The 26,173-nt window shown below is 31.6% G+C and carries 26 protein-coding genes; 8 read left to right on the forward strand and 18 right to left on the reverse strand.

Translation table 11 applies throughout. The annotated features are described in order from the left end of the window. Nucleotides 1-2: 2 nt before the first annotated feature. From AC3VJB_RS14780 to AC3VJB_RS14790, 3 genes are all read right to left on the reverse strand, one after another. Nucleotides 3-836, reverse strand: coding sequence for a hypothetical protein (locus tag AC3VJB_RS14780; protein ID WP_437823780.1), 834 nt, complete (start codon nt 834-836; stop codon nt 3-5). 127 nt (nt 837-963) lie between these two features. Then, nucleotides 964-3,921: a sensor histidine kinase gene (locus AC3VJB_RS14785; RefSeq protein WP_497667297.1), complete on the reverse strand. Its 2,958-nt coding sequence runs from the start codon at nt 3,919-3,921 to the stop codon at nt 964-966. Continuing rightward, nucleotides 3,905-4,648: a LytR/AlgR family response regulator transcription factor gene (locus AC3VJB_RS14790; RefSeq protein WP_053056758.1), complete on the reverse strand. Its 744-nt coding sequence runs from the start codon at nt 4,646-4,648 to the stop codon at nt 3,905-3,907. Before AC3VJB_RS14790 ends, AC3VJB_RS14785 begins: the two co-directional genes overlap by 17 nt. Before the next feature lie 135 nt (nt 4,649-4,783). On the opposite strand from AC3VJB_RS14790, the gene AC3VJB_RS14795 reads away from it, so the two are divergent. Beyond that, nucleotides 4,784-4,861 (forward strand): hypothetical protein, encoded by a 78-nt coding sequence (locus AC3VJB_RS14795; RefSeq protein WP_156167118.1) that lies wholly within the window; start codon nt 4,784-4,786, stop codon nt 4,859-4,861. 18 nt (nt 4,862-4,879) lie between these two features. On the opposite strand, the gene AC3VJB_RS14800 is transcribed toward AC3VJB_RS14795, so the two are convergent. The 8 genes from AC3VJB_RS14800 to AC3VJB_RS14835 all read right to left on the reverse strand — a co-directional run bounded on the left by AC3VJB_RS14800 (nt 4,880) and on the right by AC3VJB_RS14835 (nt 14,569). Beyond that, nucleotides 4,880-5,068, reverse strand: coding sequence for a YgaP family membrane protein (locus AC3VJB_RS14800; RefSeq protein ID WP_167712384.1), 189 nt, complete (start codon nt 5,066-5,068; stop codon nt 4,880-4,882). Between the two features lies 1 nt (nt 5,069). Further along, a complete protein-coding gene (locus AC3VJB_RS14805) occupies nt 5,070-8,276 on the reverse strand; it encodes an efflux RND transporter permease subunit (RefSeq protein WP_497667298.1) in 3,207 nt (1,068 codons plus the stop codon). Nucleotides 8,277-8,471: 195 nt separating this feature from the next. After that, nucleotides 8,472-9,545 (reverse strand): efflux RND transporter periplasmic adaptor subunit, encoded by a 1,074-nt coding sequence (locus tag AC3VJB_RS14810; protein WP_497667299.1) that lies wholly within the window; start codon nt 9,543-9,545, stop codon nt 8,472-8,474. A 119-nt stretch (nt 9,546-9,664) separates the two neighbouring features. Next, nucleotides 9,665-10,975: a TolC family protein gene (locus AC3VJB_RS14815; protein WP_437823790.1), complete on the reverse strand. Its 1,311-nt coding sequence runs from the start codon at nt 10,973-10,975 to the stop codon at nt 9,665-9,667. Between the two features lie 117 nt (nt 10,976-11,092). Continuing rightward, the gene (cydB, locus tag AC3VJB_RS14820; RefSeq protein ID WP_167712380.1) at nt 11,093-12,169 is read right to left on the reverse strand and encodes a cytochrome d ubiquinol oxidase subunit II; all 1,077 of its coding nucleotides are present in this window, start codon (nt 12,167-12,169) and stop codon (nt 11,093-11,095) included. A gap of 3 nt (nt 12,170-12,172) precedes the next feature. Further along, entirely contained in the window at nt 12,173-13,501 is a 1,329-nt protein-coding gene (locus tag AC3VJB_RS14825; RefSeq protein ID WP_159494740.1) for a cytochrome ubiquinol oxidase subunit I, read from the reverse strand. A 75-nt stretch (nt 13,502-13,576) separates the two neighbouring features. Continuing rightward, nucleotides 13,577-13,876, reverse strand: coding sequence for a thioredoxin (trxA, locus tag AC3VJB_RS14830; RefSeq protein WP_437823792.1), 300 nt, complete (start codon nt 13,874-13,876; stop codon nt 13,577-13,579). Nucleotides 13,877-13,936: 60 nt separating this feature from the next. Further along, entirely contained in the window at nt 13,937-14,569 is a 633-nt protein-coding gene (locus tag AC3VJB_RS14835; RefSeq protein WP_047790387.1) for a Crp/Fnr family transcriptional regulator, read from the reverse strand. Between the two features lie 142 nt (nt 14,570-14,711). Between AC3VJB_RS14835 and AC3VJB_RS14840 the strand changes: the two genes are divergently transcribed. Continuing rightward, a complete protein-coding gene (locus tag AC3VJB_RS14840; RefSeq protein ID WP_047790388.1) occupies nt 14,712-15,131 on the forward strand; it encodes a CBS domain-containing protein in 420 nt (139 codons plus the stop codon). 125 nt (nt 15,132-15,256) lie between these two features. Then, nucleotides 15,257-15,409 (forward strand): hypothetical protein, encoded by a 153-nt coding sequence (locus tag AC3VJB_RS14845; RefSeq protein ID WP_156167105.1) that lies wholly within the window; start codon nt 15,257-15,259, stop codon nt 15,407-15,409. Between the two features lie 120 nt (nt 15,410-15,529). Here AC3VJB_RS14845 and rpe read toward each other — a convergent pair whose 3' ends face one another. Together rpe and AC3VJB_RS14855 are read right to left on the reverse strand one after the other, a co-directional pair. Beyond that, nucleotides 15,530-16,186 (reverse strand): ribulose-phosphate 3-epimerase, encoded by a 657-nt coding sequence (gene rpe / locus AC3VJB_RS14850; protein WP_159494738.1) that lies wholly within the window; start codon nt 16,184-16,186, stop codon nt 15,530-15,532. A 150-nt stretch (nt 16,187-16,336) separates the two neighbouring features. Next, nucleotides 16,337-17,200 (reverse strand): sigma-70 family RNA polymerase sigma factor, encoded by an 864-nt coding sequence (locus AC3VJB_RS14855; protein WP_028891227.1) that lies wholly within the window; start codon nt 17,198-17,200, stop codon nt 16,337-16,339. Between the two features lie 221 nt (nt 17,201-17,421). Here AC3VJB_RS14855 and AC3VJB_RS14860 point away from each other — a divergent pair, with 221 nt between their 5' ends. The 4 genes from AC3VJB_RS14860 (at nt 17,422) to AC3VJB_RS14875 (ending at nt 19,054) form a co-directional block, all read left to right on the forward strand. Then, on the forward strand, nt 17,422-17,736 hold the full coding sequence (locus AC3VJB_RS14860) for an RNA polymerase sigma factor (RefSeq protein WP_497667300.1): 315 nt from the start codon (nt 17,422-17,424) through the stop codon (nt 17,734-17,736). Between the two features lie 128 nt (nt 17,737-17,864). Continuing rightward, entirely contained in the window at nt 17,865-17,990 is a 126-nt protein-coding gene (locus AC3VJB_RS14865; protein WP_497667301.1) for a sigma factor-like helix-turn-helix DNA-binding protein, read from the forward strand. A gap of 6 nt (nt 17,991-17,996) precedes the next feature. Continuing rightward, nucleotides 17,997-18,191 carry a hypothetical protein gene (locus tag AC3VJB_RS14870; protein ID WP_047790391.1) on the forward strand — a complete coding sequence of 65 codons (195 nt, stop codon included), beginning with the start codon at nt 17,997-17,999 and terminating at the stop codon, nt 18,189-18,191. Between the two features lie 35 nt (nt 18,192-18,226). Then, nucleotides 18,227-19,054, forward strand: coding sequence for a mechanosensitive ion channel family protein (locus AC3VJB_RS14875; RefSeq protein WP_437823797.1), 828 nt, complete (start codon nt 18,227-18,229; stop codon nt 19,052-19,054). A gap of 332 nt (nt 19,055-19,386) precedes the next feature. Here the strand turns inward: AC3VJB_RS14875 and porT are convergent, their stop codons facing one another. The 5 genes from porT to AC3VJB_RS14900 form a co-directional block, all read right to left on the reverse strand. Beyond that, nucleotides 19,387-20,085: a type IX secretion/gliding motility protein PorT/SprT gene (gene porT, locus AC3VJB_RS14880; protein WP_437823799.1), complete on the reverse strand. Its 699-nt coding sequence runs from the start codon at nt 20,083-20,085 to the stop codon at nt 19,387-19,389. 1 nt (nt 20,086) lies between these two features. Then, nucleotides 20,087-20,815, reverse strand: a complete 729-nt coding sequence (gene ubiE, locus AC3VJB_RS14885; RefSeq protein ID WP_047790394.1) for a bifunctional demethylmenaquinone methyltransferase/2-methoxy-6-polyprenyl-1,4-benzoquinol methylase UbiE — start codon at nt 20,813-20,815, stop codon at nt 20,087-20,089. A 25-nt stretch (nt 20,816-20,840) separates the two neighbouring features. Further along, entirely contained in the window at nt 20,841-21,734 is an 894-nt protein-coding gene (locus AC3VJB_RS14890; RefSeq protein ID WP_159495183.1) for a NifU family protein, read from the reverse strand. 98 nt (nt 21,735-21,832) lie between these two features. After that, the gene (locus AC3VJB_RS14895) at nt 21,833-23,227 is read right to left on the reverse strand and encodes an OmpP1/FadL family transporter (protein WP_437823801.1); all 1,395 of its coding nucleotides are present in this window, start codon (nt 23,225-23,227) and stop codon (nt 21,833-21,835) included. Nucleotides 23,228-23,275: 48 nt separating this feature from the next. Continuing rightward, complete coding sequence (locus AC3VJB_RS14900) at nt 23,276-24,508, reverse strand: hypothetical protein (RefSeq protein WP_437823803.1); 1,233 nt, start codon at nt 24,506-24,508, stop codon at nt 23,276-23,278. Between the two features lie 145 nt (nt 24,509-24,653). Between AC3VJB_RS14900 and proS the strand changes: the two genes are divergently transcribed. Further along, on the forward strand, nt 24,654-26,132 hold the full coding sequence (gene proS / locus AC3VJB_RS14905; RefSeq protein WP_437823805.1) for a proline--tRNA ligase: 1,479 nt from the start codon (nt 24,654-24,656) through the stop codon (nt 26,130-26,132). Nucleotides 26,133-26,173 lie beyond the last annotated feature (41 nt).

Here is a 26,173-nt window from a genome sequence, read left to right on the forward strand (position 1 = left end):
TATTATTTTATTATATTGATTTTCTGATAAGGACTGTATCTTAATTCACCTGTTGTAAAACCTTTTAATCTTAAAAAGTAATTCCCTGTACTTGGAATATAGGTTGAAAAATTTGAAGTAATAAAAGAGTATGCCCAGGTGTTTCCTGATAAGAAACGAGTAGTAGCAACTTCTCCTAATTTATTTAAACTTAAATCATATATTTCCATACTTATGGTTAAGTTGTTAGCAATAGCAGAAGCTGCAGATGATCCAAAGTGAAAATCGAATTGCTGACGGGTACTTAAACCTAATTCGGTTAATACTGTTGAGGTTGAAGTTCTATTGCTTAGGAAAAAGAAGTGATATAAAAAATCATCTTCATCTCCATCAACCATAATATAAGGTCTGTTAGGTGAAGTAGGAGGTATGCTTATTTCTAATTCTGTCTTACTTTCTTTTTCTACAATAAAAGCTTTGTAAATGTCTGTTTTAGCTTTAAAATGTTCTTTTATAAAATTTAAGATACTAATATTTGCATTAGCATCATCAACTTTTGAAAACTCAAGAGGTAATGTATATTCTTGTTTTAATACATCTCCTTTAATTTTTATTTCATAATTGTAATCACTATTATATCCTTCAACCGAAACTTCTGGAACCCAAAAATTATTAATTACATCTCCTAAATCATAAATGAAATAGGTGTCTTTGAAGTTAGCAAACGTTTTTGTGAAATAGGCTTTTGTGATACTTTTGTTTTTAGGAGTATCAACTACATTGTCATCATTATTTCCACATGATATTAATTGTAGTCCAATCATTAAAATAAATAATCTTTCTTTTAAACTTTTCATTTTTACTATTTTTAGTATTAGATATGCAATAGTAGTTGTAAAGGATTATTTTGTAAGAAAATGTTTTGTGAACAGCAAAAAGAGTTTATGAATAGTTTTTTACAAGCAGGTAAAAAGCGATGTTAATTTAGAATAGATACTTAAAAGGCATGGTTACAATTACTCTTGTGCCATTAGGATTGTTGTTTTTATAAATATCTTCAATAACAAAACCTATTTTAGTAACATATTGTTTTTGAAAAATTTCTAAACGTTTTTTTATGGAGTTCAACGCAAAAGATTCATGACGGTTTCCTTGGCGGAGATTAATTTCTTTACTTTTCTTTCTTCCAATACCGTTATCAGTAATAATACATTGTAAGGTATTTTCTGATAGATTGAAGGTGATGTCTAGTTTTTTTTCTCCTTCTTTATGTAGTAAACCATGTACTAAAGCATTTTCAATAAAAGGTTGAATTAATAAAGAAGGAACTTCTAATTCTTCATGAGAATCGTAGGTAATGGTGTAGTTAAAGTCATCACCAAAACGAAGTTTTTCTAGTTGGAGATATACATTTAAAAATTCTAACTCTTTTTCTATAGGAATAAAATCTTGATTTGTATAGTTTAAGGTGCTTCGTATAAGTTTAGCAAATAATACAATATAGTCGTAGGAAGCATCAGTGTCTTGTTGTAAAACTAAATCTTGAATAGAGTTTAACGCATTAAAAATAAAATGCGGATTCATTTGTGAACGCAAAGCAGTTAAATTAATAGCGATCAGTTCTTTTTCTAAAGATATTTTTTCAAGTTGGGCAATGCGCTCTTTTTCCTTTTTTAGCATTGCTTGTTTAAAGTATAAAATAGTAGCTCCTAAAATAAGAGAAACAATAAATAAGATAAACCACAAGGTTCTCCAAAAAGGCTTTTTAATAAAAAAGTGTAGCTCTTTTATTTCATAGTTAGTACTTGTACTATTTAAAAATGGGTGTACTTGAAAGGTGTATTCACCCGCGGGTAAACTATTGTATTTTATTGAGTTTTCACCAATAGCTGTAGTTAACCAAGCATCGTTATATCCTTTTAAACGATATTTATACGTTCCTTTTTGGTTAAACAAAAAACCATTAACATTAAAATTTATTCTTATTGCGTTTTGATTATACCTTAAGGTATAATTTGAAGTAATTAGGGTGTCTTTTTCATTAATTTCTACAGCACTAAAATATACTTTAGGATGTAATGTTTTAAAAGCATTGTTTTTATCAACGGAAAATAACCCTTTGTCAGATGAGAAATAGATTTTGTTACCAATTATTTCAATACCAGAAATATTGTATGATTTAATACCGTCTCGCTTGGTAAGTGTTTTGAATTTGTGGGTGAGGATATCGAGTTTTTGAATACTGTTTACACCTACAATCCATAGGTTATTTTGGTCAGCTTTAATTTTTTCAATAATATTTGAGGTTAAGCCATTTCGTGTGGTATAATGTCGAATTACTTTGCCATTTTTAATTCCCAAAAGGCCATTTTTAAATGTGGCAACCCAAATAATACCATTAGCGGTTTGGGTTATCGATTTACTATAGATGGGTTTTTTATTGTTTACAATTACTTGTTTGTTCCAAAGGCTATCATATACAGCTAATTCGTCAACAAAGGCAACATAAACTTGGTGTTTTATTTCGTCATAAAAAGAATCGTAAGTTCTTTTATTTGTTGAAATAAATTTTTCTTTACCGTTGTAATTAGCATTTTTTAATAAAACAACTTTGTTATGGTTGGTATATAGTAAATCGTTGTGAGCTAAGAATGAAAAACTTTTTGCAGCATCAAAAAATCTAGTTTTTTCAAGGGTTAAATTTTTATAATCTAAAATATAACTTCTAAACCCCTTACTAAGGTAAATTTTTTGCTGATTAGGGTTGTATTTTAGTTTAGATAATTTTCCTTCGTTAACAGGTAAATTAATAGTTTTAGAAGTATGGGAGTTGGTATTATAAAAAATAACATTTCCACGGTTACTCCCCATAACCAAGGTACTATCGTTTATTTTGTCTAATGTTTTTATATTTTCCTCTTTTAGAGGAATATTACAGGTTTCTATATGAATATTTGGAATAATATAAACACCATTATTTAAACTAGTCAGCCAATAATTATTGTCTTTATCTCTAATGATTTTGGTAATGTGTTTGTCTGTTAAAAATCTTTTTTTTAGTTGAAAAGCAGCGTTTTTGAAAGCAAAAACCCATACTCCTTGATTTGTTGCTATCCAAGTTTCATCGTTATGCTCAAAAATAGTATAGAGCTTTATTTTTTCAAGAGATTTTAGTCCTTTTACAGATTCTAATTTTTTTTGAGAGAAGTTTAATTTATAAAAGCTGTTTTTTTTGTTTCTTATTTGGGAGTATATGTAAGTTGAGCTCGTTTTAAAGATAATAGACTTTCCCAAACTTATAGCGTTACCTTTTTTTCCTTTATAAGGAAGATTGGTTTCTATTAGTGAAGTTATACTGTTGTCTTTGTTTATTGAAATAATAGAATCGATGGCTCCTGAATAAATCGTATTGTTAAAAGAAAACGGAGTTCCAAAACCTTTTTTAGTAGTGTGTTGTTGTATTATTTGTTTAGTTTTTAAATCTATTTTGTAGATCGTTTTTACAGTAAAAACCCATAAAAAATCATTTCGTATTACAAAATCACCCAGTTCACCATTTAAATAACCACTTAAGTCTTTAAATAAATGTAGCTCATCGTTTTGGGTATAGAAAAACTGACCAGAAATATTATTGCACCAAATTCGTCCTAAGTTATCTTCTTGAGTATTAAATACAGAAGCTCCACGTTGTAAAGGATTACTATAGTTTTTAAAGGTTTTACCATCGTATCTATACAATCCTTTGTTTGCACATAGCCATATAAAACCTTTACGATCTTCATGAATGTTATAGAATTCATTATCGGGAAGTTTATTTTTTTCAGATAATTGTATAAAAACAGGATCTTGTGCTTTTGTTGCTATTGAAGTACAAAGAATAAGTAATAAAAGAAAATACTTTATTAAAAGAAATGATGGTTTATGACTAAATACTACTTTCAAAGCTACTTATTCTTGATCTAGAAATTTTAGCAGTAATAGCTCCATTATCTAGAGTGAGGTTTAAAGTTGTTTTGTTTAAAAACTCAATGTAAGTTAAATTAACAATCCACGCTCTATGAGAACGGAAGAAAGAAGGCTCTTCAGACAGTGTGTTTTCGAAAAATTTTAAATTTTTACTAGCGATAATAGTTGTTTTATTCACAACGTGTATTTTACTATAAGCTCCGTCAGCTTCAATAGCAACAATGTCTGTTAAATTAAGAATATGTCTATTCCCTAATTCAGGGATAACAATTTTTTTATAGTTTTTATCTTTTATAGTTTCAAGAAGTGCTTGATAGTCAACTAGCGAAGCTTCTTGATGTAGTTTATGCTCTAGTTTTTTAAGAGCTATATCTAGTTTATTTCTGTCAATAGGTTTTACTAAATAATCAATAGCATTTAACTCAAAAGCTTTAATAGCATAGTGATCATATGCAGTAACAAAGATAATTTCAAATGATATAACATCAAAAAACCTTGCGATTTCATAGCCCGCATAATTAGGCATCTGTACATCTAAAAACACCACATTGGGTTGTAGTTCTTTTATTTTTTGAACACCAGACTCTAAGTTATTACAAGAATCGAGAACAGTAATATTGATAGATGCTCTCTCTAGTAAGTTAGATAAAACATTTCTAGCACTTTGTTCATCATCAATAAGGATTGCTCTAATTTCATCCATAAAAACAAATATAGGGATAGTACGTTATATAATTATCAGTATTTTACGAAAGAAAAAATGGGTTTATGAGAAAGAATTAAATAGTAGGAAGAAGGTTTGTTACTAAACTATAAATAGAAATGTGTTGCTGTAATTATGGAGCATTTTTTTGAAGCTCCAGCAGATTTACAGCAACAATTCCCAAAATTGTATAAGAAAATCAACTTATGTTGAATTATTCTATAGAATAAATTAATCTTTTACTTTAAAAACCTTGGTTAAAATATCATCTAGTAAACACCATTTGGTTAATGATGATTGTAATAAGTTGGCTCCTACAAACGCAGTGAACCATAACCAATTACTATTTACTTTAATTGCTAGGATTAAACTACTAAGTATAAAAGTTCCAGCAATACCACGTACAATTCTATTTTTCATGTTATTTATAATTTTTACGTTCAATTAAATAATATACCAAAGGCACTACCAACAAGGTAAGTACTGTAGCTGTAATGGTTCCTCCCATTAAAGAGATAGCTAACCCTTGAAAAATAGGGTCGAATAAGATTACAAATGCGCCAATAACTACCGTACCTGCTGTTAATAGGATAGGAGTGGTACGTACTGCACCAGCTTCAATCACAGCTTGCTTTAGCGGAACTCCTTCTGCCAAACGTAAGTTGACAAAGTCAATAAGTAAGACGGAGTTTCGTACCATAATTCCTGCGAGGGCAATCATTCCAATAAATGAAGTAGCTGTAAAATAGGCACCCATCATCCAGTGTCCTAAAATAATTCCTACCATTGATAAGGGAATGGCAACCATCATTACAATTGGAGCTTTAAAGTTTTGAAACCATCCTACAATTAACATATAAATAATGATGATAACTCCTAAAAAGGCAATACCTAAATCTCTAAACACTTCTAAGGTAATTTGCCATTCACCATCCCATTTTACGGTATAATCATCTTCAAAATCGGGTTGTTTAATGTATAATTCGTTTAATTCATATCCCTTCGGAAGTGGAATTTCTTTCAACTTTTCTTCCATTCCTAAAATAGCATAGGCAGGACTTTCTAGCTCACCAGCCATATCAGCCATAACATATACTACACGTTTTTGATTCTTTCTGTAAATACTTTTTGCACTGTTTTTTTCTTCCACAGAAACTAAATCACTTATAGAAACTAGGTTGCCGTGTTTCGATTTAATTTGCAATTGAGCAATGTCTTGCACAGAAGATTTTTCTTTTTCATCCAGAGCAAATACAATTCCTACTTGATTAGAAGCATCTTCATCATATAAAGTTGAAACCGCTCTGTTAGATAGTGCCATGTTTAAAGTGTAAGCAATTTGTTGAGGAGCTACGCCATATAACATTGCTTTTTCTTTGTCAATTACAAACTCATATTCAGTTTGATTGTCTTCTACCATCCAATCGATATCTACTACATCGGTTGTATTGTGTAAGATATTTTGAACTTCGTTGGCAATTTCAATTTGCTTTTCATAATCTGGACCGTACACTTCTGCAACAATAGTTGATAATACAGGAGGTCCAGGTGGAACTTCCACTAATTTTACATTTGCTTTGAACTTTTTAGCGATGTTTTGAATGTCAGTACGCATCGATTTTGCAATACCATGACTTTGCATATTTCTATCTTTCTTATCAACTAAGTTTACCTGAATATCCGCCATATTGCTACCGCCACGTAAATCGTAATGACGAACCAATCCGTTAAAGGTAATTGGAGCAGAGGTACCTACATAACTTTGGTAGTTTACCACTTCTGATCGTGTAGCTAGGTATTGTGCAATTTCTTTGGTTACGGCATCGGTACGCTCTAACGTGGTGCCTTCAGGCATATCAATTACTACCTGGAATTCGTTTTTATTATCAAAAGGCAACATTTTTACAGCGACTGATTTGGTAAAGAACAACGACATAGAAACTAGTAATAAAACAATAGTGATTCCTAAGAAAGCCCAACGTTTGGTTTTATTTTCAATAAGCGGACGCTCGAAACGCTCATATAACTTGTAAATAAGCGTGCTTTGCATTGCTTTGGTTTCGTCTCCTTCAAAGGTTTCTTCAGTATCGTGCTTGTCTTTTTCACGTAAGAAGATGTATCCTAAATAGGGAGTAATCGTTAATGCAACAAATAATGATAAAATCATAGCGATAGAAGCTCCAATAGGCATCGGACTCATATAAGGCCCCATCAGTCCAGAAACAAATGCCATAGGTAACACTGAAGCAATTACCGTAAAGGTTGCCAATATGGTTGGGTTTCCTACTTCGTTAATAGCGTACAAGGCAGCTTGCTTAAACGGTAGTCGCTTCATTTTAAAATGCCTGTGCATATTTTCAGCAATAATAATGGAGTCATCTACCACAATACCTGTTACGAATACCAAGGCGAACAAGGTGATTCGGTTTAAGGTATAATCTAACATGTAGTAACTTAGTAAGGTAAGTGCAAAGGTGATGGGAACCGATAAGAATACCACTAAACCACCACGCCAACCCATGGCTAACATTACTACCAAGGTTACAGCGATAATTGCACCGATTAAGTGTAATAATAATTCTGATACTTTTTGTGATGCTGTTTCACCATAGTTACGGGTAATTTCAACATGTACATCATTAGGAATTAAGTTGGTACGTAAATGATCAACCTTCGCTAAAATAACATCGGCAATTTGCATTGCATCTGCTCCTTTTCGTTTAGCTACCGATATAGTTACCGCTGGATATTCTGATTGATACGTCGAAGCATTACTACTTGCTTGTCCGTACCCAAAACTTACATAGTTTTTAGGAATTTCTGGACCGTCTAATACGTTTGCAACTTGTTTTAAATAAATTGGTTGATTTTGTTGTACACCAACCACTAAGTTTTTAACATCTTCAGCAGATTGTAAAAACTTCCCTGTAGTTACTAAAAACTCGGTATCATTTTTATCATAACTTCCTGCACTTAGTTGCTGATTACTGGCTTTCAGCATTTCAGTAACCGATAAAAAGTCTAGTCCACTAGCTGCTAATTTATCTTTATCTACGACCACACGTACTTCACGATTTCTACCTCCAATTTTTTGGGTAATCGCTACATCGTTTACTTTTTCAATTTCGTTAGTAAGCTCTTGTGCGAGTTGCTTTAACTGATAATCGTCGTAGTTTTCACTCCATAATGTCAACCCTAACATAGGTACATCGTCAATCGCGCGTGTCTTTACCAAAGGCATGGTAACACCTTTCGGCATTTGATCCATATGTTTGTTAATCTCGTTGTATAGTTTTACGAACGAGCGTTCGATGTCTTCTCCAACATAAAACTGAACAATCACCATTCCTTGTTCTTTCATTGAAGTAGAGTATACGTACTCTATTCCTTTGATGTTCGAAAGTATTTTTTCTAAGGGTTTGATAACTCTCGATTCTACTTCTGTAGGGCTCGCTCCTGGATACCCTACAAAAATGTCAGCCATAGGCACATCAATCTGTGGTTCTTCTTCTCTCGGAATTAAAAAAGAACTGTACACACCAATTACCATAAACACTACCATTAATAGTATGGTAAGTTTAGAGCCTATAAACCCTTTGGCTATTTTTCCTGCTAAACCTTCTTTCATTTTGATTTATATTTTTTTGGACGTTTTAACGGGCTATTCGCTATATCTTTTTACTTGTTCTCGATAAATCCTTCGACTTCGCTCAGGACACTCGAACTGACGTAAAAGGATGCCACTTCTATCCCTAACGCAACTTTCAACTATGATTTATAATTTAGTTTTACAACTAACTGAAAATTGTTTATTGGCAACTGCTTACTGTACATTGATTTTCAATCCGTTATATAATTTCCCTTCAGAAGAAACGATATAGCTTTCATCGGCTGATAAACCTGATAATACTTCTACTTGATTTTCAAAGGTTCTTCCTAAGCGTAACCAACGTAACACAGCAGTATTATTTTGACTTACCGTATAAATTCCTGATAGTTGTCCTTTGTGTACCAAAGCTTCTGACGGAATTAAAACCATGTCAGTACTTTTTTGTGTTCTTTCAACAGGAAACTGAACTGTTGCAAACATTCCTGATAACAAGTTGAAATCCGTTTTATCTAAGTTGATTTTAACTAAGTATTGTCCACCCGTATTTTTTGCTGAGGTACTTACTTCTGATACGTTACCTGTAACCATTTTATTGATTGATTTGATAGTAACATCAACTTTAGTATCTTTTTTAATTTGAGAAATATCACTTTCTGGTACTAACGCAGTAACTTCAAATCCGTCTTTTCCTTCTACAGAAATTAAAGGCATTCCAGGATTCGCCATGGCACCTTTATCGATAAATTTGTTAGTTACCACTCCTGAAAATGGGGCTCTGATATTCGTGTAAGCAAACTGAGAATTGATTTCGTTTCTTAGCTGTTTAGTAGCTTCTAAATTCGCTTTGGCAACATTGTAATGAACAGTGATATCATCAAACTCTTTTTGAGAAGCGCTATTTTGTTCAAATAAGTTTTTAAAGCGATTGTAATCTTTTTCAGCGCTTGAAAATCCTGCTTGTGCTTTAATTATATTAGCTTCTACTTGTGCTTTTTTAGCTTGTAAATCGCTGTTATTGATAGATATTAATAATTGACCTTTATTTACCTTATCACCAACTTTTACATGTATGTTGGTTACATAACCCATCATACGAGTACTTAATTCAGCACTGTTGGTAGCTGCTACTTTTCCGCTTGCAGTGATAAACGGATTGGTATCATTAGCAGTTACTTTAGCAACTTTTACAGCTACTGTTGGTTTGTTGTTATTGTTTGTTGTTTCTTTTTTACCACAGCTTACTACTAAAAGTGATATGGCAAGGGCGATTGTATATATAGCTTTCATTTGTTTGTTTTTACTATTGATTATTTTTTAGTTTACTACCTCAAAGTAAACCTACGAGGTATCTAAAGGAAATTGATTTTAAAAAATCGACACAAGTGTCGGAGCGTTTTAAATCTCTCTTAGTGAGTTAAAAAATCTAAATAAGCTTTGGTATAGTTATATTGATATACAGTTTGGTAATATTCTAATTGTTTTTGAGCGTATTGTGTTTCAGCGATTAATAAATCGGATGTTTTTTCTAGTCCTTCTTTAAATCTGTTTTTTCTGATTCTTAAGGCTTCTTCCGATTGTTGTAAGGCTAATTCGGTTAACTTTAATTGTTCCTCTGCATCGTTTAATAATCGTTTAGTGTTGTTTAACTCTAATTGACTTTTAGATTTGTACTGCTCGTATTCTAATCTTGATTTTTCATACTGAGCTTTGCTTTTTTGTGCTTTTCCGTAGCGTTTAGAACCTTTGAAAATATCCCAAGTTAATTGTGCTCCTACTACGTAACCATTTGCATCAACATTGAAAATTTTATCATCGTACAATTCGTAACTACCAAAAGCATTTAAGCGTGGAAGAAAATCCATTTTATCCGCTTTGTGCATTTTTTGATAGGCTTCAGAAGCTAATTCCATTGCTTTAATATCTGAACGATTTTCAGAAATAGTAATGTCAGCAACTTGATTCGTTAAGTGTACTTGTAAACTATCTGAGGATTCATAAATGTTGTTTTGTTTTTCATTCATTAAAAAAGACAAGTAGTTAGAAACATTTAGTACATTGCTTTTTGCTGTTTGTAATTGATTTTTTACTTCGGTAACTCGAACTTTAACGGCTAATACATCAGCACGTTGTAAATACCCTTGTTTAAAGCTATTTTCTGCCATTTGTTGATTAGCTTCCGCAGCTTTTAAGGCTTTTTCTAATACCGAAACTCCCTTGTGAGCTAATTGCAATTGCATGTAGGCTTTTTCAACTTCTAACAATAAATATTCTTGAGTACGTTGCGTCTGCAAGTTGGTTGCTTCCATTTTAGTTTTAGCGGCTTTACGTTGGTAAATACCGTCTAAGTTCACTAAAGGTTGTTGTACTTCAATTTTAGTAGCAAAGTTTTGTGTTCGTTTCGGATTGTTTAATAATTCAGGATTGAAATCTGCCTGTGTTAAAATTTCTTGATTCAATTTACTGCCAAATGCCATTAACGGATTGGTAGTTACAATTCCTGTATGAGAAGCAGTAATATTTGGCAAGAACACAGCGTTGGTCTGCTTGTAATCGGCACGTGCTTGTAAATAGTTTTGTTCAGATATTTTTAATGAGGTATTATTTTCCTGAACTCTTTTTAAAACCTCACTTTTGGAAATTGAAATTTTAGTTTGAGCTAGGGTAGTAGCAGTTATAAAAAGTGCTAGCGTAAATAAACGAATATATGATGTTTTCATTTTTACTGTTTTATAACAGCAAATTTAGTGGCAACATATACGGTAGTCAGTAACTTTAGTTACACAGGGTATGTTTTTTAGTAAAGAGGATATGTAGAATATACAAAAGAGAATATACTAATGTTCACCATAGTCTACATCATCCATTTTTCCTTTAAAAACTTTATACTGAATAATAAAATAAACAACTACTAGGATTGCAGCTATAAAAAACCAATTTAAACCTACGGACAAACCATACTCATTAGCAGCTACATTATAAATTGTTAAATCAGGATTTATGTTATTGGTTGAAGGTAAAACTTTAGGGAAAATTGAAGCGACTGTAGTTGCCAAACCTCCTAATAAAAACAAAGAAGAATATAAAAACCCAGTGATGTGTTTTTTGTGCTTTTTTACGTTGAATAAACCAAATAACCCTACAAAAGTTAGCAGAGGGAAAATCCATAAAAAAGGATGCTCTATGAAATTATGAAATGGTTTAGGCTCTATAACATGCCAAGCGATTAATGAAATAATTACTAAACCTAATAAAACAAAAGAAAGAGTAAAAACAACCTTTTTTAGTTGGTTGTTAATACTAGCATTAGTTTTGAAAATAACCCAATTGGCACCATGGATAGTTAGTGATACCACTGCAATAATTCCCAGAAGTAAAGTAAACCAGTCAATAACTCCAAGTGTTTCAGAGTGAGGAGAGAATTCCGAATTCCATAAAGGGAGGAAAAAGTAATGTGCTTCATGAGTAGAAACACCATCTACTACATTTCCTAGATTAACACCACGTACCACATTTCCTAATGCAACTCCAAAAAATAAGGCGAGAAGCAAACTTGCAATCCCAAAAGCTTTGTCCCAAATACTTTCCCATATCCTATTATGTATTTGTCCGCGAAGTTCTAATCCAATAGCTCTAAAAATTAGTAACCATAAAACCATCATTAAAGGAAGATAAAAACCACTAAATGAAGAAGCATATAAAGTGGGGAAAGCAAAAAATAAGACACCACCCGCAGCGATTAACCATACTTCGTTCGCATCCCAAAAAGGACCTATTGCTTTTACGATTTTCTTTTTATCTTCTTCTTTTTTAGCAAAGAATAAGTGAATAATTCCTGCTCCAAAATCATAACCATCTAAAATAACATAAATGGTTAACATCGTAACTAATACTATATACCAAAAAAGTTCCATAATTTAATGTGTTGTTTGAGGTCCTTTGTTAATGATTTTTCCTACTAAAATTAGAAATAACATTCCTAATAGTAAGTATAAACCTATAAACCCTAAAAGAGTAAATAAAGTGTTTCCTGAAGATACTGTAGGAGATGCTCCAGCGGATGTTCGTAATAAGTTATAAACTAACCAAGGTTGGCGTCCTAATTCAGCAGTATACCAGCCGGTAGTATTGGCAATATATGGAAATGGAATCATGAAGAGTAAAGACCATAAAATCCATTTTGTTTGATATAATTTTTTTCTGAATAACTGTATAATGCTAGCTAACATTAATGCAATAAAAATAGTTCCTAAACCTACCATTATATGATATGCATAATATAGTCCAGGTATATTTGTTGGGTAGTTTTTTTCATCAAATTCATTGAGTCCTTTAATCTCAGCATTCCATTCTTGATAGGTTAAAAAGCTTAAGATGTTAGGGACGGCTATTTTATTGTCTAGTTTTTTCTCCAGCATATTTGGTTGTCCAATCAGCACTATTTCAGAGCCTCCTTTTTCTGTTTCAAATATACCCTCCATAGCAGCAAAGGTTATAGGCTGGTATTTGACAACATTTTTAGCGGCTAAATCGCCTGTAGGAAAAGCAACTAAGATAGATGCTATAACTCCAAAAACAACTCCAGTTTTTAAAAATAATTTTCCAAATTCTACGTGTTTTTTATTTAAAAGATAAAGAGCTCCAATGCCAGCTACTACGAAAGAACTCGTTACCAAGGAAGCAGCCTGATTGTGCAAATAAGAAGGCCATAACCATGGGTTTGAGAACAAGGCTGAAAAGTTATTTAGTACAAATTTACCATTGGCTAGTATTTCATATCCTACAGGATTTTGCATCCAAGAATGTGTAGCTATAATTAGAAAACCACTCGCCCAAGAGCCTAAAAAGACAAGGAACCCAGTTAAAAAATGAAGCTTATGTCCTAGTTTTTTCTCTCCAAATAAAAACAGCCCTAAAAAGGAAGATTCTAAAAAGAAAGAAAACATTCCTTCCATAGCTAATGTTTGACCTATAATACCACCAGTAAGCTCGGAGAACTTAGCCCAGTTAGTTCCAAATTGAAATTCCATAGGGATTCCAGTAACAACTCCCATAGCAAAATTTAAAGCAAAAATTTTCATCCAAAACTTAGCAGCATCGTTGTATTTTTCAATTTTAGTCCTTAAAAATTTCCATTTGAAAAAAACTATCATTAACGATAGTCCCATTGTTAATTGTGGAAATAAGTAGTGAAAAGTAATAGTGAAAGCAAACTGCATTCTATCATAAAAGAGCATGTCTTCCATACCGAAGATTGTTTATGAGGTTATTAAATAAGAACGTTTTTTTAGTAGTAATAAGGTGGAATAAAAATAATGATATTATTTCACATGACTATTAATAATTTGAATCAAATCATCCTTGTGTAACGTCCCAGATTGTCTCCATAATAGCTTCCTTTCTTTAAAAAGCATAAAGGTAGGAACTCCCTTAATTTGGTAGGTATTGGCTATTTGTTGATTTTTATCAACGTCTATTTTTAAAATAATAACATTTTCTCCTAAATCTTTTTTTACTTCTTTTAAAATAGGAGTCATCGTTTTACATGGACCGCACCATTCGGCAAAGAAATCAATCAAAACAGGTTTTTTACCTTTAATTATTTCAGAAAATTTACCCATCGTTTTTTTCTATAAAGGTAAAACGATTCTCTTGTAATAAATGTAACTTAAGTTACAGGGTTAAAGTTCTAACACTTTAACTTGATTTCTATTTAGTTCTATTTTATCTTTTTTTTCTAAAGCTTTTAAAAGTCTTGAAATAACCACTCTAGAAGTGTGTAAATCGTTAGCTATTTGTTGGTGTGTTACGCTAATTGTTTCATTTTGATTTACTAAGGCTTTGTCTTTTAGGTATTTTAATAAACGTTCATCCATGTTTAGAAAAGCAATAGTATCAATAGCATCAATAAACTCTTGTAATCTGCTGTGATAACTATGTAAGATGAATTCTTGCCAGCTTTTATATTTACTAAGCCATTCACTCATTTTTTGTTTAGGAATCATTAATAGCTTTACATCAGTTTCAGCCACGGCTTTAATTTTACTTTTAGTCTGTCCCATACAACACGAAAGTGTCATAGCGCAAGTATCACCTTTTTCAATATAATATAAGACTAAGTCGTCTCCCTCTTTATCTTCACGCAAAATTTTTATAGCACCACTTAATAACAAAGGAATAGAAGTAATGTAGCTTCCAATATCAATAATAACTTCATTGGCTTTAAATTCTTTAGCTATTGCAACATCAGTTATTTCTTTTAATAATGCTTCTTCAAATAAATAACCATAGTATTTCTGTAAATCTTCTATCAAGATAAAATGTTTTTGTAAAAATAGTTAAATAATTACATTTTAGATAGAAATAAAATAGATGATAATCTATGATTTTAATCAGGTTTATACTTGTTTTTATTACTGAAATTTGAAGTAGATAATAACACAAAACTTTACTAAAATGAAAAAAAGAACACCAGTTTCAGTAATAATGACTAAAGATGTAATTACATTAAGTAGTACTGATGATTTAATGACAGCAGAAAAAATATTTAAAAAAGAACATATAAGACATATTCCGGTAGTTAGCGGAAATGAAATAAAAGGAATGTTAAGTTATACAGACCTTTTACGAATAAGTTTTGCAGATGCAATTGATGAAAATGAAACTGACGTTGATACTGTGGTGTACAATATGTTTACAATAGATCAAGTAATGGCAAAAAACTTAGAAACTGTAAATTCTAGTACTACAATTAAAGAGGTAGCAGAAATTCTAGCTAAAAAAGAGTTTCATGCTTTGCCAGTTGTTGATGATAATGAATTAGTCGGGATTGTAACTACCACGGATTTAATTTATTACTTATTAGAGCAGTTTTAGCTTTTTCTTCAATATAAGCCGTGTGAAAAGTTTAATTTTACGATAAAACCATACTTTTATTATGGTTTTTTGTGAGTTAAATTGTTTTCTAGAATTTATTTTTGAGAAACTTAAAACACTTTATTATGTTTAAAAACATTTCAAACCTAGGTATTGCTTTAAATAAAGCAGAACAAAAATCAATTAATGGAGGATGGATTTACGTTTTGTGTCATAGCTGTGAACCACTTCCTCGAGGCTATGTTTGTATGAATGATGTTATTTGTGGGGGAGAATAAGTTAACCTCAAAAAGATTACATTAATATTGACTATATTATATTTATAGTACCTTTTAAGGGATTAAAGGGCTGTTAAATCAAAAGCGTACTTAGATTCGTTTCTAAATACGCTTTGACTTTTAATTTATAATAGTTTTTAAATTTTCAATTGTTTCGGTTGGGTTGTCACTTTTGAAAACAAAACTGCCAGCAACTAATACATTAGCACCTACCTCTACAAGTTTATTAGCGTTTTGATCAGTTACACCACCATCAATTTCAATTAGAGTAGAAGCTTCACTAAATTCAATTAAGTTCTTTAACTGTTGAATTTTTTTGTACGTATTTTCAATGAATGATTGCCCTCCAAACCCAGGGTTAACACTCATAATACAAACCACATCTAAGTCCTTTATAATATCTTCTAAAACTGCAATTGGTGTATGCGGATTTAAAGCTACTCCTGCTTTCATACCAGCTGCTTTTATTGCTTGAACTGTTCTGTGTAAATGTGTACAAGCCTCGTAATGTACTGTTAAAATGTCGGCGCCTAAATCAGCAAAAGTTTGAATGTAACGATCAGGATCTACAATCATTAAGTGCACATCAATAGTTTTATTAGCGTGTTTTGTAATTGATTTTAAAACAGGCATTCCAAAAGAAATATTTGGTACAAAAACACCGTCCATAATGTCAATATGAAACCAATCTGCTTTACTATCATTTACCATTTCAACATCACGTTGAAGATTTCCAAAATCAGCCGCTAAAATTGATGGGGCTACAAGTTTTTCCATTAATATATAAGTTGTTGTGTTGTTATTATGTGCAAATATAGTTAAAACTAAGGGCATTAAAATGAAAAAGAAAGCTCTCAAATTAGAGAGCTTTCATTCATTAATCAAAAAACGAATAGTTACGATAACTATTTGTTGTTGTTTATGTTATTAACCTAAGTAAGTCATTAAAATCTTACTACGAGATGTGTGTTTTAATCTTCTGATGGCTTTTTCTTTGATTTGACGTACACGTTCACGTGTTAAATCAAATGTTTCACCTATTTCTTCTAAAGTCATTGGTTGATGCTCTCCTAAACCAAAGTATAATTTTACAACATCAGCCTCACGTGGAGTTAATGTTTCTAGTGCGCGGTTAATTTCAATACGTAAAGATTCATGTAATAATGTCTTGTCAGGGTTTGGTGATTCACCTGAGTTTAATACATCATATAAATTAGAATCTTCACCTTCAATCAAAGGAGCATCCATTGATACATGACGTCCAGAGTTTTTCATAGACTCTTTAACATCATTAACAGTCATGTCTAGTTTCTTAGCAATTTCCTCAGCACTTGGTGGGCGCTCATTTTCTTGCTCTAAGAAAGCATACATTTTATTAATTTTATTAATAGAACCAATTTTGTTTAAAGGTAGGCGAACAATACGAGATTGTTCAGCTAATGCTTGTAAAATAGATTGACGAATCCACCATACTGCATAAGAGATGAATTTAAAACCACGAGTTTCATCAAAACGTTTAGCGGCCTTAATTAAACCTAAATTTCCTTCATTAATTAAATCAGGAAGTGTTAATCCTTGATTTTGGTATTGTTTTGCAACCGATACCACAAAACGTAAGTTAGCCTTGGTTAGTTTTTCAAGAGCTCTTTGGTCACCAGCTTTAATTCTTTGCGCTAATTCTACTTCTTCATCAGCAGTAATTAAATCTACTTTTCCAATTTCTTGTAAGTATTTGTCTAAAGAGGCTGTTTCTCTGTTGGTAACCTGTTTTGTAATTTTAAGTTGTCTCATCTACTTCAAATATATTTTTAATTTATCAATCACTCTGCATTAACTTATACGTAAGAGGTTGCAATAATGTTACAAAATTTTTGTGTTTCTTAAAAAAAATCGTCTATTTGTTAAATAAATGTTAAAACGAATTGTATTAATGTTTTTTAAAGTGACCATACTATTAAAGTAGTGTCTAAATTTATTCGTAACTAAGAAGGAAAAACTAACTATACTGCCCCTTGGAGAGTATTGATGTAAAGAAAATAAACGACGAAGATTTGGTTCGTAAAATAGTAGAAAAAAATGATACTCATTTGTTTGCTGTTTTATACGACCGTTACGCAGGTGTGGTGTATAATAAGTGTTATAGTTTTTCTAAAAGTAAAGAAGAGGCACAAGATTTAACACACGATGTTTTTATACGATTATTTGTTAAATTGAGAACTTTTAAAGGAAAATCTAAATTCTCTACTTGGTTGTATTCTTTTACGTATAATTTTTGTGTTAATTACGTGCAAAGAAACAAAGAGAAAAAAAAGAAAAAGTTACCTTAGTAACTGATGAAATAAGAGAAGAAAGCAATATTGATGATATTGAAGACGCTACACTATTTGAATTAAAATCAGATAAACTAGCTAAAGCACTTGAAATAATTTCTCCTTCAGAGAAAATGATCTTGTTAATGAAGTATCAGGATGATATGAGTATTAAAGATATTTCTATAGGTTTAGATTTAGGAGAAAGTGCAGTTAAGATGCGATTGAAAAGGGCTAAAGATAAAGTAGTGAAAGCGTATAACGAACTGTAATAAATTATGGATAATCCATTTAAACAAATATTACATAACGAGGAGTTACCGGAAGTGCTAAAAGATAAAGTGCTTAATGATGTAGCAATGATAAAGCTATCAATTGATATAGCAGATTTATTTGTTGTGAAATATCCGAGTACTATTGTAGATTTGCTTAGTAGCAGTTCGCATAACAAAAACGAATCTAAAAAAGATTAAAAACTAAATTTTAACTACTCTAACTACAAAAAATTATGATTACTCTACAAATAGATATTTTAGCCCCCTTTTTAAATCTTTTTCAAGACATAGCTAAAACATTACCAACTGTAGCGATGTTTATTCTTTTTGTAATTGTTTCTTGGCTGGCAATAAAAGTATTTCTATACATTGTTAGAAAGGCTTTATCAAAAACTAAAATAGATGAATGGTCTAAAAAACTCAACAAAACAGAGATTTTTGGGAACAGTACCATTAATATTGTTTTAACTAATGTGATTTTAGCTGTTTTAAAGTGGTTTTTAATTTTCATTTTTGTAATGGTTGGGGCAGAGGTATTTGGTATGAATGTCGTTTCTGATGGGATAAAAAGCTTTTTTGCTTATTTGCCAAAACTACTAACAGCAGTAGGTATTTTTGTGGCAGGTGTATATTTAGGAACAATGGTAAAAAAAGCCATTCAAACCATGTTTAAGTCTCTTGAAATTTCAGGTGGAAATTTAGTAGGAAATATTGCTTTTTATTTAATTGTAATATTTTTATCTATAACAGCTCTTGATCAAGCAGGTGTAGACACATCAGTAATAAAAAGTAATTTAACATTACTAATAGGTTCTGTACTACTAGCGTTTACTTTAGCTTTTGGTTTTGGAGCTAGAGATGCTGTTGCTAGATTACTTTTTGGCTATTATTCAAGAAAGAATATATCAATAGGAGAAAAAGTTATAATAGATGAAGTAGAAGGTGTTGTTGTGGCAATAGATAATATTTGTATTACGATTAATACAGATACAGGAAAGGTTATATTACCAATTAAAAATGTAGTTGACAATAAAATAGTTATAAAAAATAATAAAAATTAACATTTTTTTATATCTTTGAAAACGCTAAAAACAATGTTTTTAACAGTACGATAGATTTCGGGGGACTTCTATCCGATTGATAAAGAGAAATCTTTATGAAAAGCCGCTTTTTGCGGCTTTTTTTATTTTAAAATTTAAATAAATCATTTACATCTATTGTGTTTTTGAATAAATTATTAAATAATTTATAAAATAAGTGACCAAATAAAATTTTTTGTGTCTAAATAATAAAGAGTAATAGGATTTCGGGGGACTTCATATTATTTTTAAACTTAAAAAGGCTTTCTAATTTAGAAAGCCTTTTTTTATTGTGAATATATGTTTAAGAAATCTTATTCAAAAGCTAAGTGCAAAAACACTCCTCTAGTTCCTAAGAAATTAATTGGGTCTGTCCATTGACTAGGAGATTTGTTATCGTATATAGCCTCATTATTTATGGCAAAAACCCCTCTTATAGAAGGTGAGAATTTAAAATAACTTAAGTAAAAATCAACACCAATACCTACTTCGTACATGAAATTAGTGGTTGATGTTCTAAATTCTCCAGCAAAATTATCATCACTGTTTTTTTCATTACTTGAAAAGTTATGATCGTATGAAACTCCTCCAATTACATAAGGTCTCATATTATTAAGCCTGTTTGTGCTAAATTTTAACAGCAGTGGTAAGTGTAAGTATGTGGCTCCAACCTCACGTGTTTTTTCGTTTTCTGCTCCAGGTATATGTTTAAAACGTAATGTTTTGGTGTTAGACATTAAACCAGGTTCAAAACGTAGGTTAATATTATTATGTAACCTTAAGTCAGCAATTAAACCTACATTAAAACCAATAGAGGACTCTACTTCGATTTCAGCATTATCAAAATCACTTGGAGCATAAGAAACTTTATAACCATTATTATTAGCTCCTAAGTAAAAACCATAGTGAAAAAGAGGTTTGTCAAAACTAGGAAGTTTCAATATTTTTTCTTTTTGCGCTTGTGTGGAAAACGACGTTACTAAAATTCCGAAAAGTAAAAGCTTTTTTAACATATTATTTTAAAGCGGTATAAATTGATGCAACACCAAACGTTACAGGTATATTCTTTGCATTCTTAAACCCGTTTTTTTGTAAAATATTGTTGAAAGCCTTTCCAAAAGGGAAGGAATTTGCTGTTTTTGATAAATAAGAGTAAGCAACCTTGTCTTTTGAAAAGAGTTTACCAATAATAGGTAAAATATAATTAGTATACAATTTATATCCTTGTTTGAAAGGAAACTTGGTAGGATTTGAGGTTTCTAATACAACAAACTTACCTCCAGGTTTTAATACACGTAATATTTCGGTTAAGCCTTTATCTAAGTTTTCAAAGTTTCTAACACCAAAAGAAACAGTAATTGCATCAAAGGTATTATCAGGAAAAGGAATGTTTTCACTATCTCCAACAATCATTTTAATTTTATTAGATAAATCAGCTTTGGCTATTTTATGTCTTCCTACTTGTAGCATTCCTTCAGAAATATCTAATCCTACAATTCTTTCAGGGTTTAATTTAGACATCATTAAGGCTAAATCACCTGTACCAGTAGCAATATCTAAAATTTGTTGAGGTTTATTTTCTCCTACTAATTTTACTACTTTTTTACGCCAGCTAACATCAATTCCTAAAGAAATTACACGGTTTAAGCCGTCGTAATCTTCAGAAATATTGTCAAACATTTGAGCTACTTGCTCTTTCTTTCCTAATTCAGAATCTTTATATGGTTTAATCTTTTCAGACATATGTTTTTGTTAGGTTTACGGTAAATTACCCATTAATGGCAACTACTTCATTAATTTGATTAGGTAACATTTCTTTAAGCATAGTTTCAATACCGTTTTTTAATGTTACTGTTGATGATGGACAGCCACTACAAGCTCCTTGTAAAATAACGCTTACTCTTTTGCTATCAGCATCATATGCTTGAAAAGCAATATTACCGCCATCAGAGGCTACGGCAGGCTTTATATATTCATCCAAAATATCAACAATTTTAGCTTCAGTATCGGTTAAATTCTCTTTAGGAACTTCAACGTTTTGCTTAGTTTGCTGTTTTGGTAATTCAGATATAATTTTTTTGCCTTCCTGTATATAACTACGAATAAAAGTACGTACTTCTTGGTATACTTCATTCCAATCAATCATATCGTATTTGGTGATTGAAATGTAGTTTTCAGAAATAAAAATTTCTTTTACAAAAGGAAAACTAAATAAGGCTTGAGCTAGAGGAGAAGATTTGCTAGCTTCTTCAATATTAGTATACTCAACATCAGTTTGTGTTAAAGCTTTGTTGGTTCCGAATTTCATTACAGCTGGATTTGGTGTAACTTCAGCATATACTTCAACAGCATCTTTTTTGGTAGTTTCTTCTTTTACTACAGAATTACCATCTTGGATGTAAGCTTCTATTTGCTCGCGAACCTCTTCTTCAACATCGCTCCATTCAACAATATCGTATCGTTGAATAGCAATGAAGTTAGCTGTAACTAATACCTTCTTTACAAAAGGAAGATAAAATAGCTGTTGTGCTAACGGAGAGTTTTTAGCCTCGTCTATATTATTGTATTCATAACTACCACCGTTTACTAATATTTTGTTACTAACAAATTTTAGAATGGTTTCGTTATTAGTTTCTTGTATGTTTATTTTTATTGAACTCATAAGTTGTAAATAAGAAGCAAAATTACGGTAAAAAACTGAGATATGTATATATAAAAAGTCCTGCTATAGCAGGACTTTTTATATATGTTTTTTATGAATTATAAACTAAAAGTAATTGTTCCAGAGATTCTAGAAGTATCGGTTGTTAATTCAATAGGATCTATATTTACAGCAGTTGAGTTATAAATATGGTACGGACTGTTGTTTTCTGAGTTAGTATATGATAAATCAAACTTAACGTTTCCGAAATTATAACCAAGTCCTAATGAAAAGCCAGAAATATTATCACCGTCTAGAGCATTTTTATAAGGGCTTTCTTCATAATGATAACCACCACGAACACTCATTTTGTCAAAACGCCACTCAGTACCAATGTTTAAGGAATGAGTACCTTTGAAATCATTATCAAAGTTTTGATTAGTTTCTATAAAATAAGGGGCGTTCTCTCTATATTTTGTGCCACTGTAATCTTTATAAGTATAGTCAGCACTTATTAAACCCTGTTTACCAAAAACAAATGCTGCACTGGCTGTAAGTTTACTTGGTGTTCTTAGTCTGAAAATGTTTGAGTTAAATTCTTCGCCACTGTTAACATCGGTATTTTGGTTTGTTGCTGAAATTTCAGTGTAACCTATCCAATCATCATATCTAGAGTCATTCGGGTCGAAGACGTTTAAGTTGCTGTCTTCAAAAACTTCATTATACCATGTTGGAGTCTCATAAGCTAACCCGAAACGGAAGCTTTGATTTACTTTGTAAATAAAACCAGCACTAAAAGATACTCCGCTACCTTCAAAGTAACTATCTTGAACATTAAAAGCGTTTAATGTGTTACCATTATTATCTTCATTAACTTCTCTAAGTTCTGTAACTTGACCAAAGCTTAAGTTATGAAACTTTATACTAGCTCCTGCATATAATTTGTTTAGATGTACAGCAGAGAATCCCACCTCAAAAATGCTACTCTCTCCGTAGGTAGAATTAAAAAAACGTTGTTCTTGTCCATTGTCGTACTGATTGGTAATATCATCAGGGTGTTCATTGAATAATGCCTGACCACTATTACCTTGTGAAGAAAACAAACCTTCAAAATCACTTTTTAATCTATAGTTAAAGGTTAATGCAAAACGGTTCCAGTCAGAGTTATGAGCAGAGTCAAAAGATAAAATACCACCAGCTTGGGTAATGTTAAAAAAATCATCTTCTGTTTCTGTTGTGTTTCCGTAATACTTAGCTGTATATGTAGTGTTTCTATTACCTAAAGTTACCCCAAAAGTACTTTTAATGGCAACGGCACTACCAGCTGGGTTAATACCAAAAGAAGATATGTCTCCACCTAATGCTCCAAAGGCTCCACTCATTGCTTCAAAACGAGCAGTTCCATAATTATTGTCTCTTGAAAATAAGATTCCTAAATCATTGTACCCCAAAGATTGCGAGTAGGCAGTATACGTACTAGCGATAATTATCGCGAAAGTTAAAATTCTTTTCATTTTTTCATTAATTCGTTAAAACTTATATCTTGAAATTTTGATGCAAGATTATCTTCTAGAGCTTCTTGATGAGCTTCTGTTACTTCCTCTTGAGCTTCTGGTAGAAGAAGAACTTCTTGTACTTCTTGATGGAGCAGAGTAACTACGAGAATTTCTAGAAGGTTTTGAATAACTTTTAGAATTTCTTGGAGAATACGACTTTCTAACAGATCTATTAGAATATTGGTTTCTCTTGGTATAGCTTCTAGAGTTTCTAACTGATGAAGATTTACGAACACCGTCATTATTAGAAGCTCTATGATTTCTAGTAGAATATCCTCTTGAACTCCTTGTTGAGCGAGGCGTACTTCTATAACTACGGGTAGATCTACTACCGTTAGAATTATAACTTCTTGTTCTAGTTGATCGTTTTATACTTCTATTGTTAGAGTTGCTTCCTCTTCTAGTATTATAGCTTCTCGTATTTCTTGTAGAACGAGTATTTCTGTTGTTACGATAAGTTCTACTATCACTTCTTCTGTAAACATCAGAAGAGCGTCTAGAAGTGGTAGTTCCTCTACGACCTGTAGTATAACCTCTTCTAGAAGTTGTTGCAGTTCTGTGACTTCTATAGTAGTTGGCTCCTCTGTAAGGACGTCTATAATAGCGATTATTATAGTATCTATATGGTCTGTAATGGTTGTACCTGTAATACGGAGAGTTCCAGTAAGAGTTATAGAAACCTCCTCCTAAACCTACATAAAACCCAGAGTTCCAGTGGTAAGGGTGCCAGTGAGAGTTATATGCCCAACCACCATAGTAACGAGGCCTCCACCAAGGTCTGTAATAATCATAGCCATAATTCCAATACCAATCGTTGTAATAACCCCATTTTGGATAAGTATTAATATTTATAACTACATCATTATTGTCAGAATAACCCCATGGTTCATTACCATTGTATGTAATTCTTGTTTCAGGTTCTTCTTCATAAATAATATCTTCATCATTATAAGAATCATCGTTTTCAGACTTATAATTTTCTATATCAGTAAAAATATCAGTACCATTTAAAGCGTCTAAACGTTCCACTTCTTTGGTAAAATAATTTTCTTGATATTTATCATATGCACGATCATCAGTAACAACTACTTTACTTTGTGGTTGTTCTATTTCATCAGCATAAATACCGTCATCACTACCAGTAACCGTTTGCGCAGAACCACAAGATATAAAGGTAGCTGCTATCAAAAATGATAAGGTATAAAAAGAGAGTTTGGTTTTGGTGTAATGTAGCTTCATGACTTTTTATTTTATGTTAAAGTAAATTGTTTTTTTATGAGCTGCAAAAAATTAGTTCTTTGTTGGGCTTGTTACCTTTTTAATGTAGTTTTGCAGATACAATTTACGCATAAAAAATAACAATATTTATGCCAAACTTTTGATTATGAGCAAACATTTAACAAAAAGAGCCGAAGATTACTCTAAATGGTATAACGAATTGATTGTAAAAGCTGATTTAGCTGAGAATTCAGCAGTAAGAGGTTGCATGGTAATTAAGCCCTACGGATTTGCAATTTGGGAGAACATGCAAAAAGAATTAGATAGAATGTTTAAAGAAACAGGACATCAAAATGCTTATTTTCCTCTTTTTGTGCCCAAAAGTTTGTTTGAAGCAGAAGAAAAGAATGCTGAAGGATTTGCAAAAGAATGTGCGGTAGTTACACATTACCGATTACAAAATGACCCAGATAATGAAGGAAAGCTACGTGTAGATCCTGAGGCTAAATTGGAAGAAGAGTTAGTCGTTCGACCGACATCTGAAGCAATTATTTGGAATACTTATAAAGGATGGATTCAATCACACAGAGATTTACCATTGCTAGTAAATCAATGGGCAAATGTTGTAAGATGGGAAATGCGTACACGTTTATTCTTACGTACTGCTGAGTTTTTATGGCAAGAAGGTCACACAGCACATGCAACAAAGGCAGAAGCAATAGCTGAAGCAAAGCAAATGCAAGAGGTGTATGCAACTTTTGCTGAGAATTTTATGGCAATGCCTGTTGTTAAAGGAGCTAAAAGTGAGAGTGAACGTTTTGCTGGGGCAGATGATACCTTAACAATAGAAGCTTTAATGCAAGATGGTAAAGCATTACAAGCTGGAACTTCACACTTTTTAGGGCAAAATTTTGCTAAGGCATTTGACGTAAAGTATACCTCGAAAGAAGGAAAGCAAGAATATGTATGGGCTACTTCTTGGGGGGTATCAACACGTTTAATAGGTGGATTGATAATGACACACTCTGATGATGCTGGTTTAGTACTACCTCCAAAGCTAGCGCCAATTCAAGTTGTAATTGTACCTATATATAAAGGAGAGGAACAATTAAGTGCTATTTCTGAAAAGGTTGATGTAATCGTAAAAGAATTACGAGCTAAAGGAATATCAGTAAAATTTGACGATAGAGACACTTTTAGACCAGGTGCTAAGTTTGCTGAGTATGAATTAAAAGGTGTTCCCGTACGAGTTGCAATGGGAAAAAGAGATTTAGAAAATGGAACAGTAGAAGTAGCGCGTCGTGATACTTTTGAGAAACAAACAGTCTCTAGAGATGAGGTGGTAGATATTGTAGCTAATTTATTAGAAGAAATTCAAAAGAACTTATATAATAGAGCATTAATTTACAGAAACGATCATATTACGGAAGTAAACTCTTTTGAAGAGTTTAAAGATGTGATAGAAAATAAAGGAGGGTTTGTATCAGCACATTGGGATGGTACAATTGAAACAGAAGATAAGATAAAGGAGTTAACAAAAGCTACAATAAGATGTATTCCTAATGATGTAAAAGAAGAGAATGGAGTATGTGTGTTAACAGGAAAACCATCAACAAAAAGAGTACTTTTTGCAAAAGCATATTAAAAAAATAAAAAAAAGCTTTGTGTAATAAAAAACAGTTTTTA

This window comes from Tenacibaculum sp. TB-53, assembly GCF_059716285.2.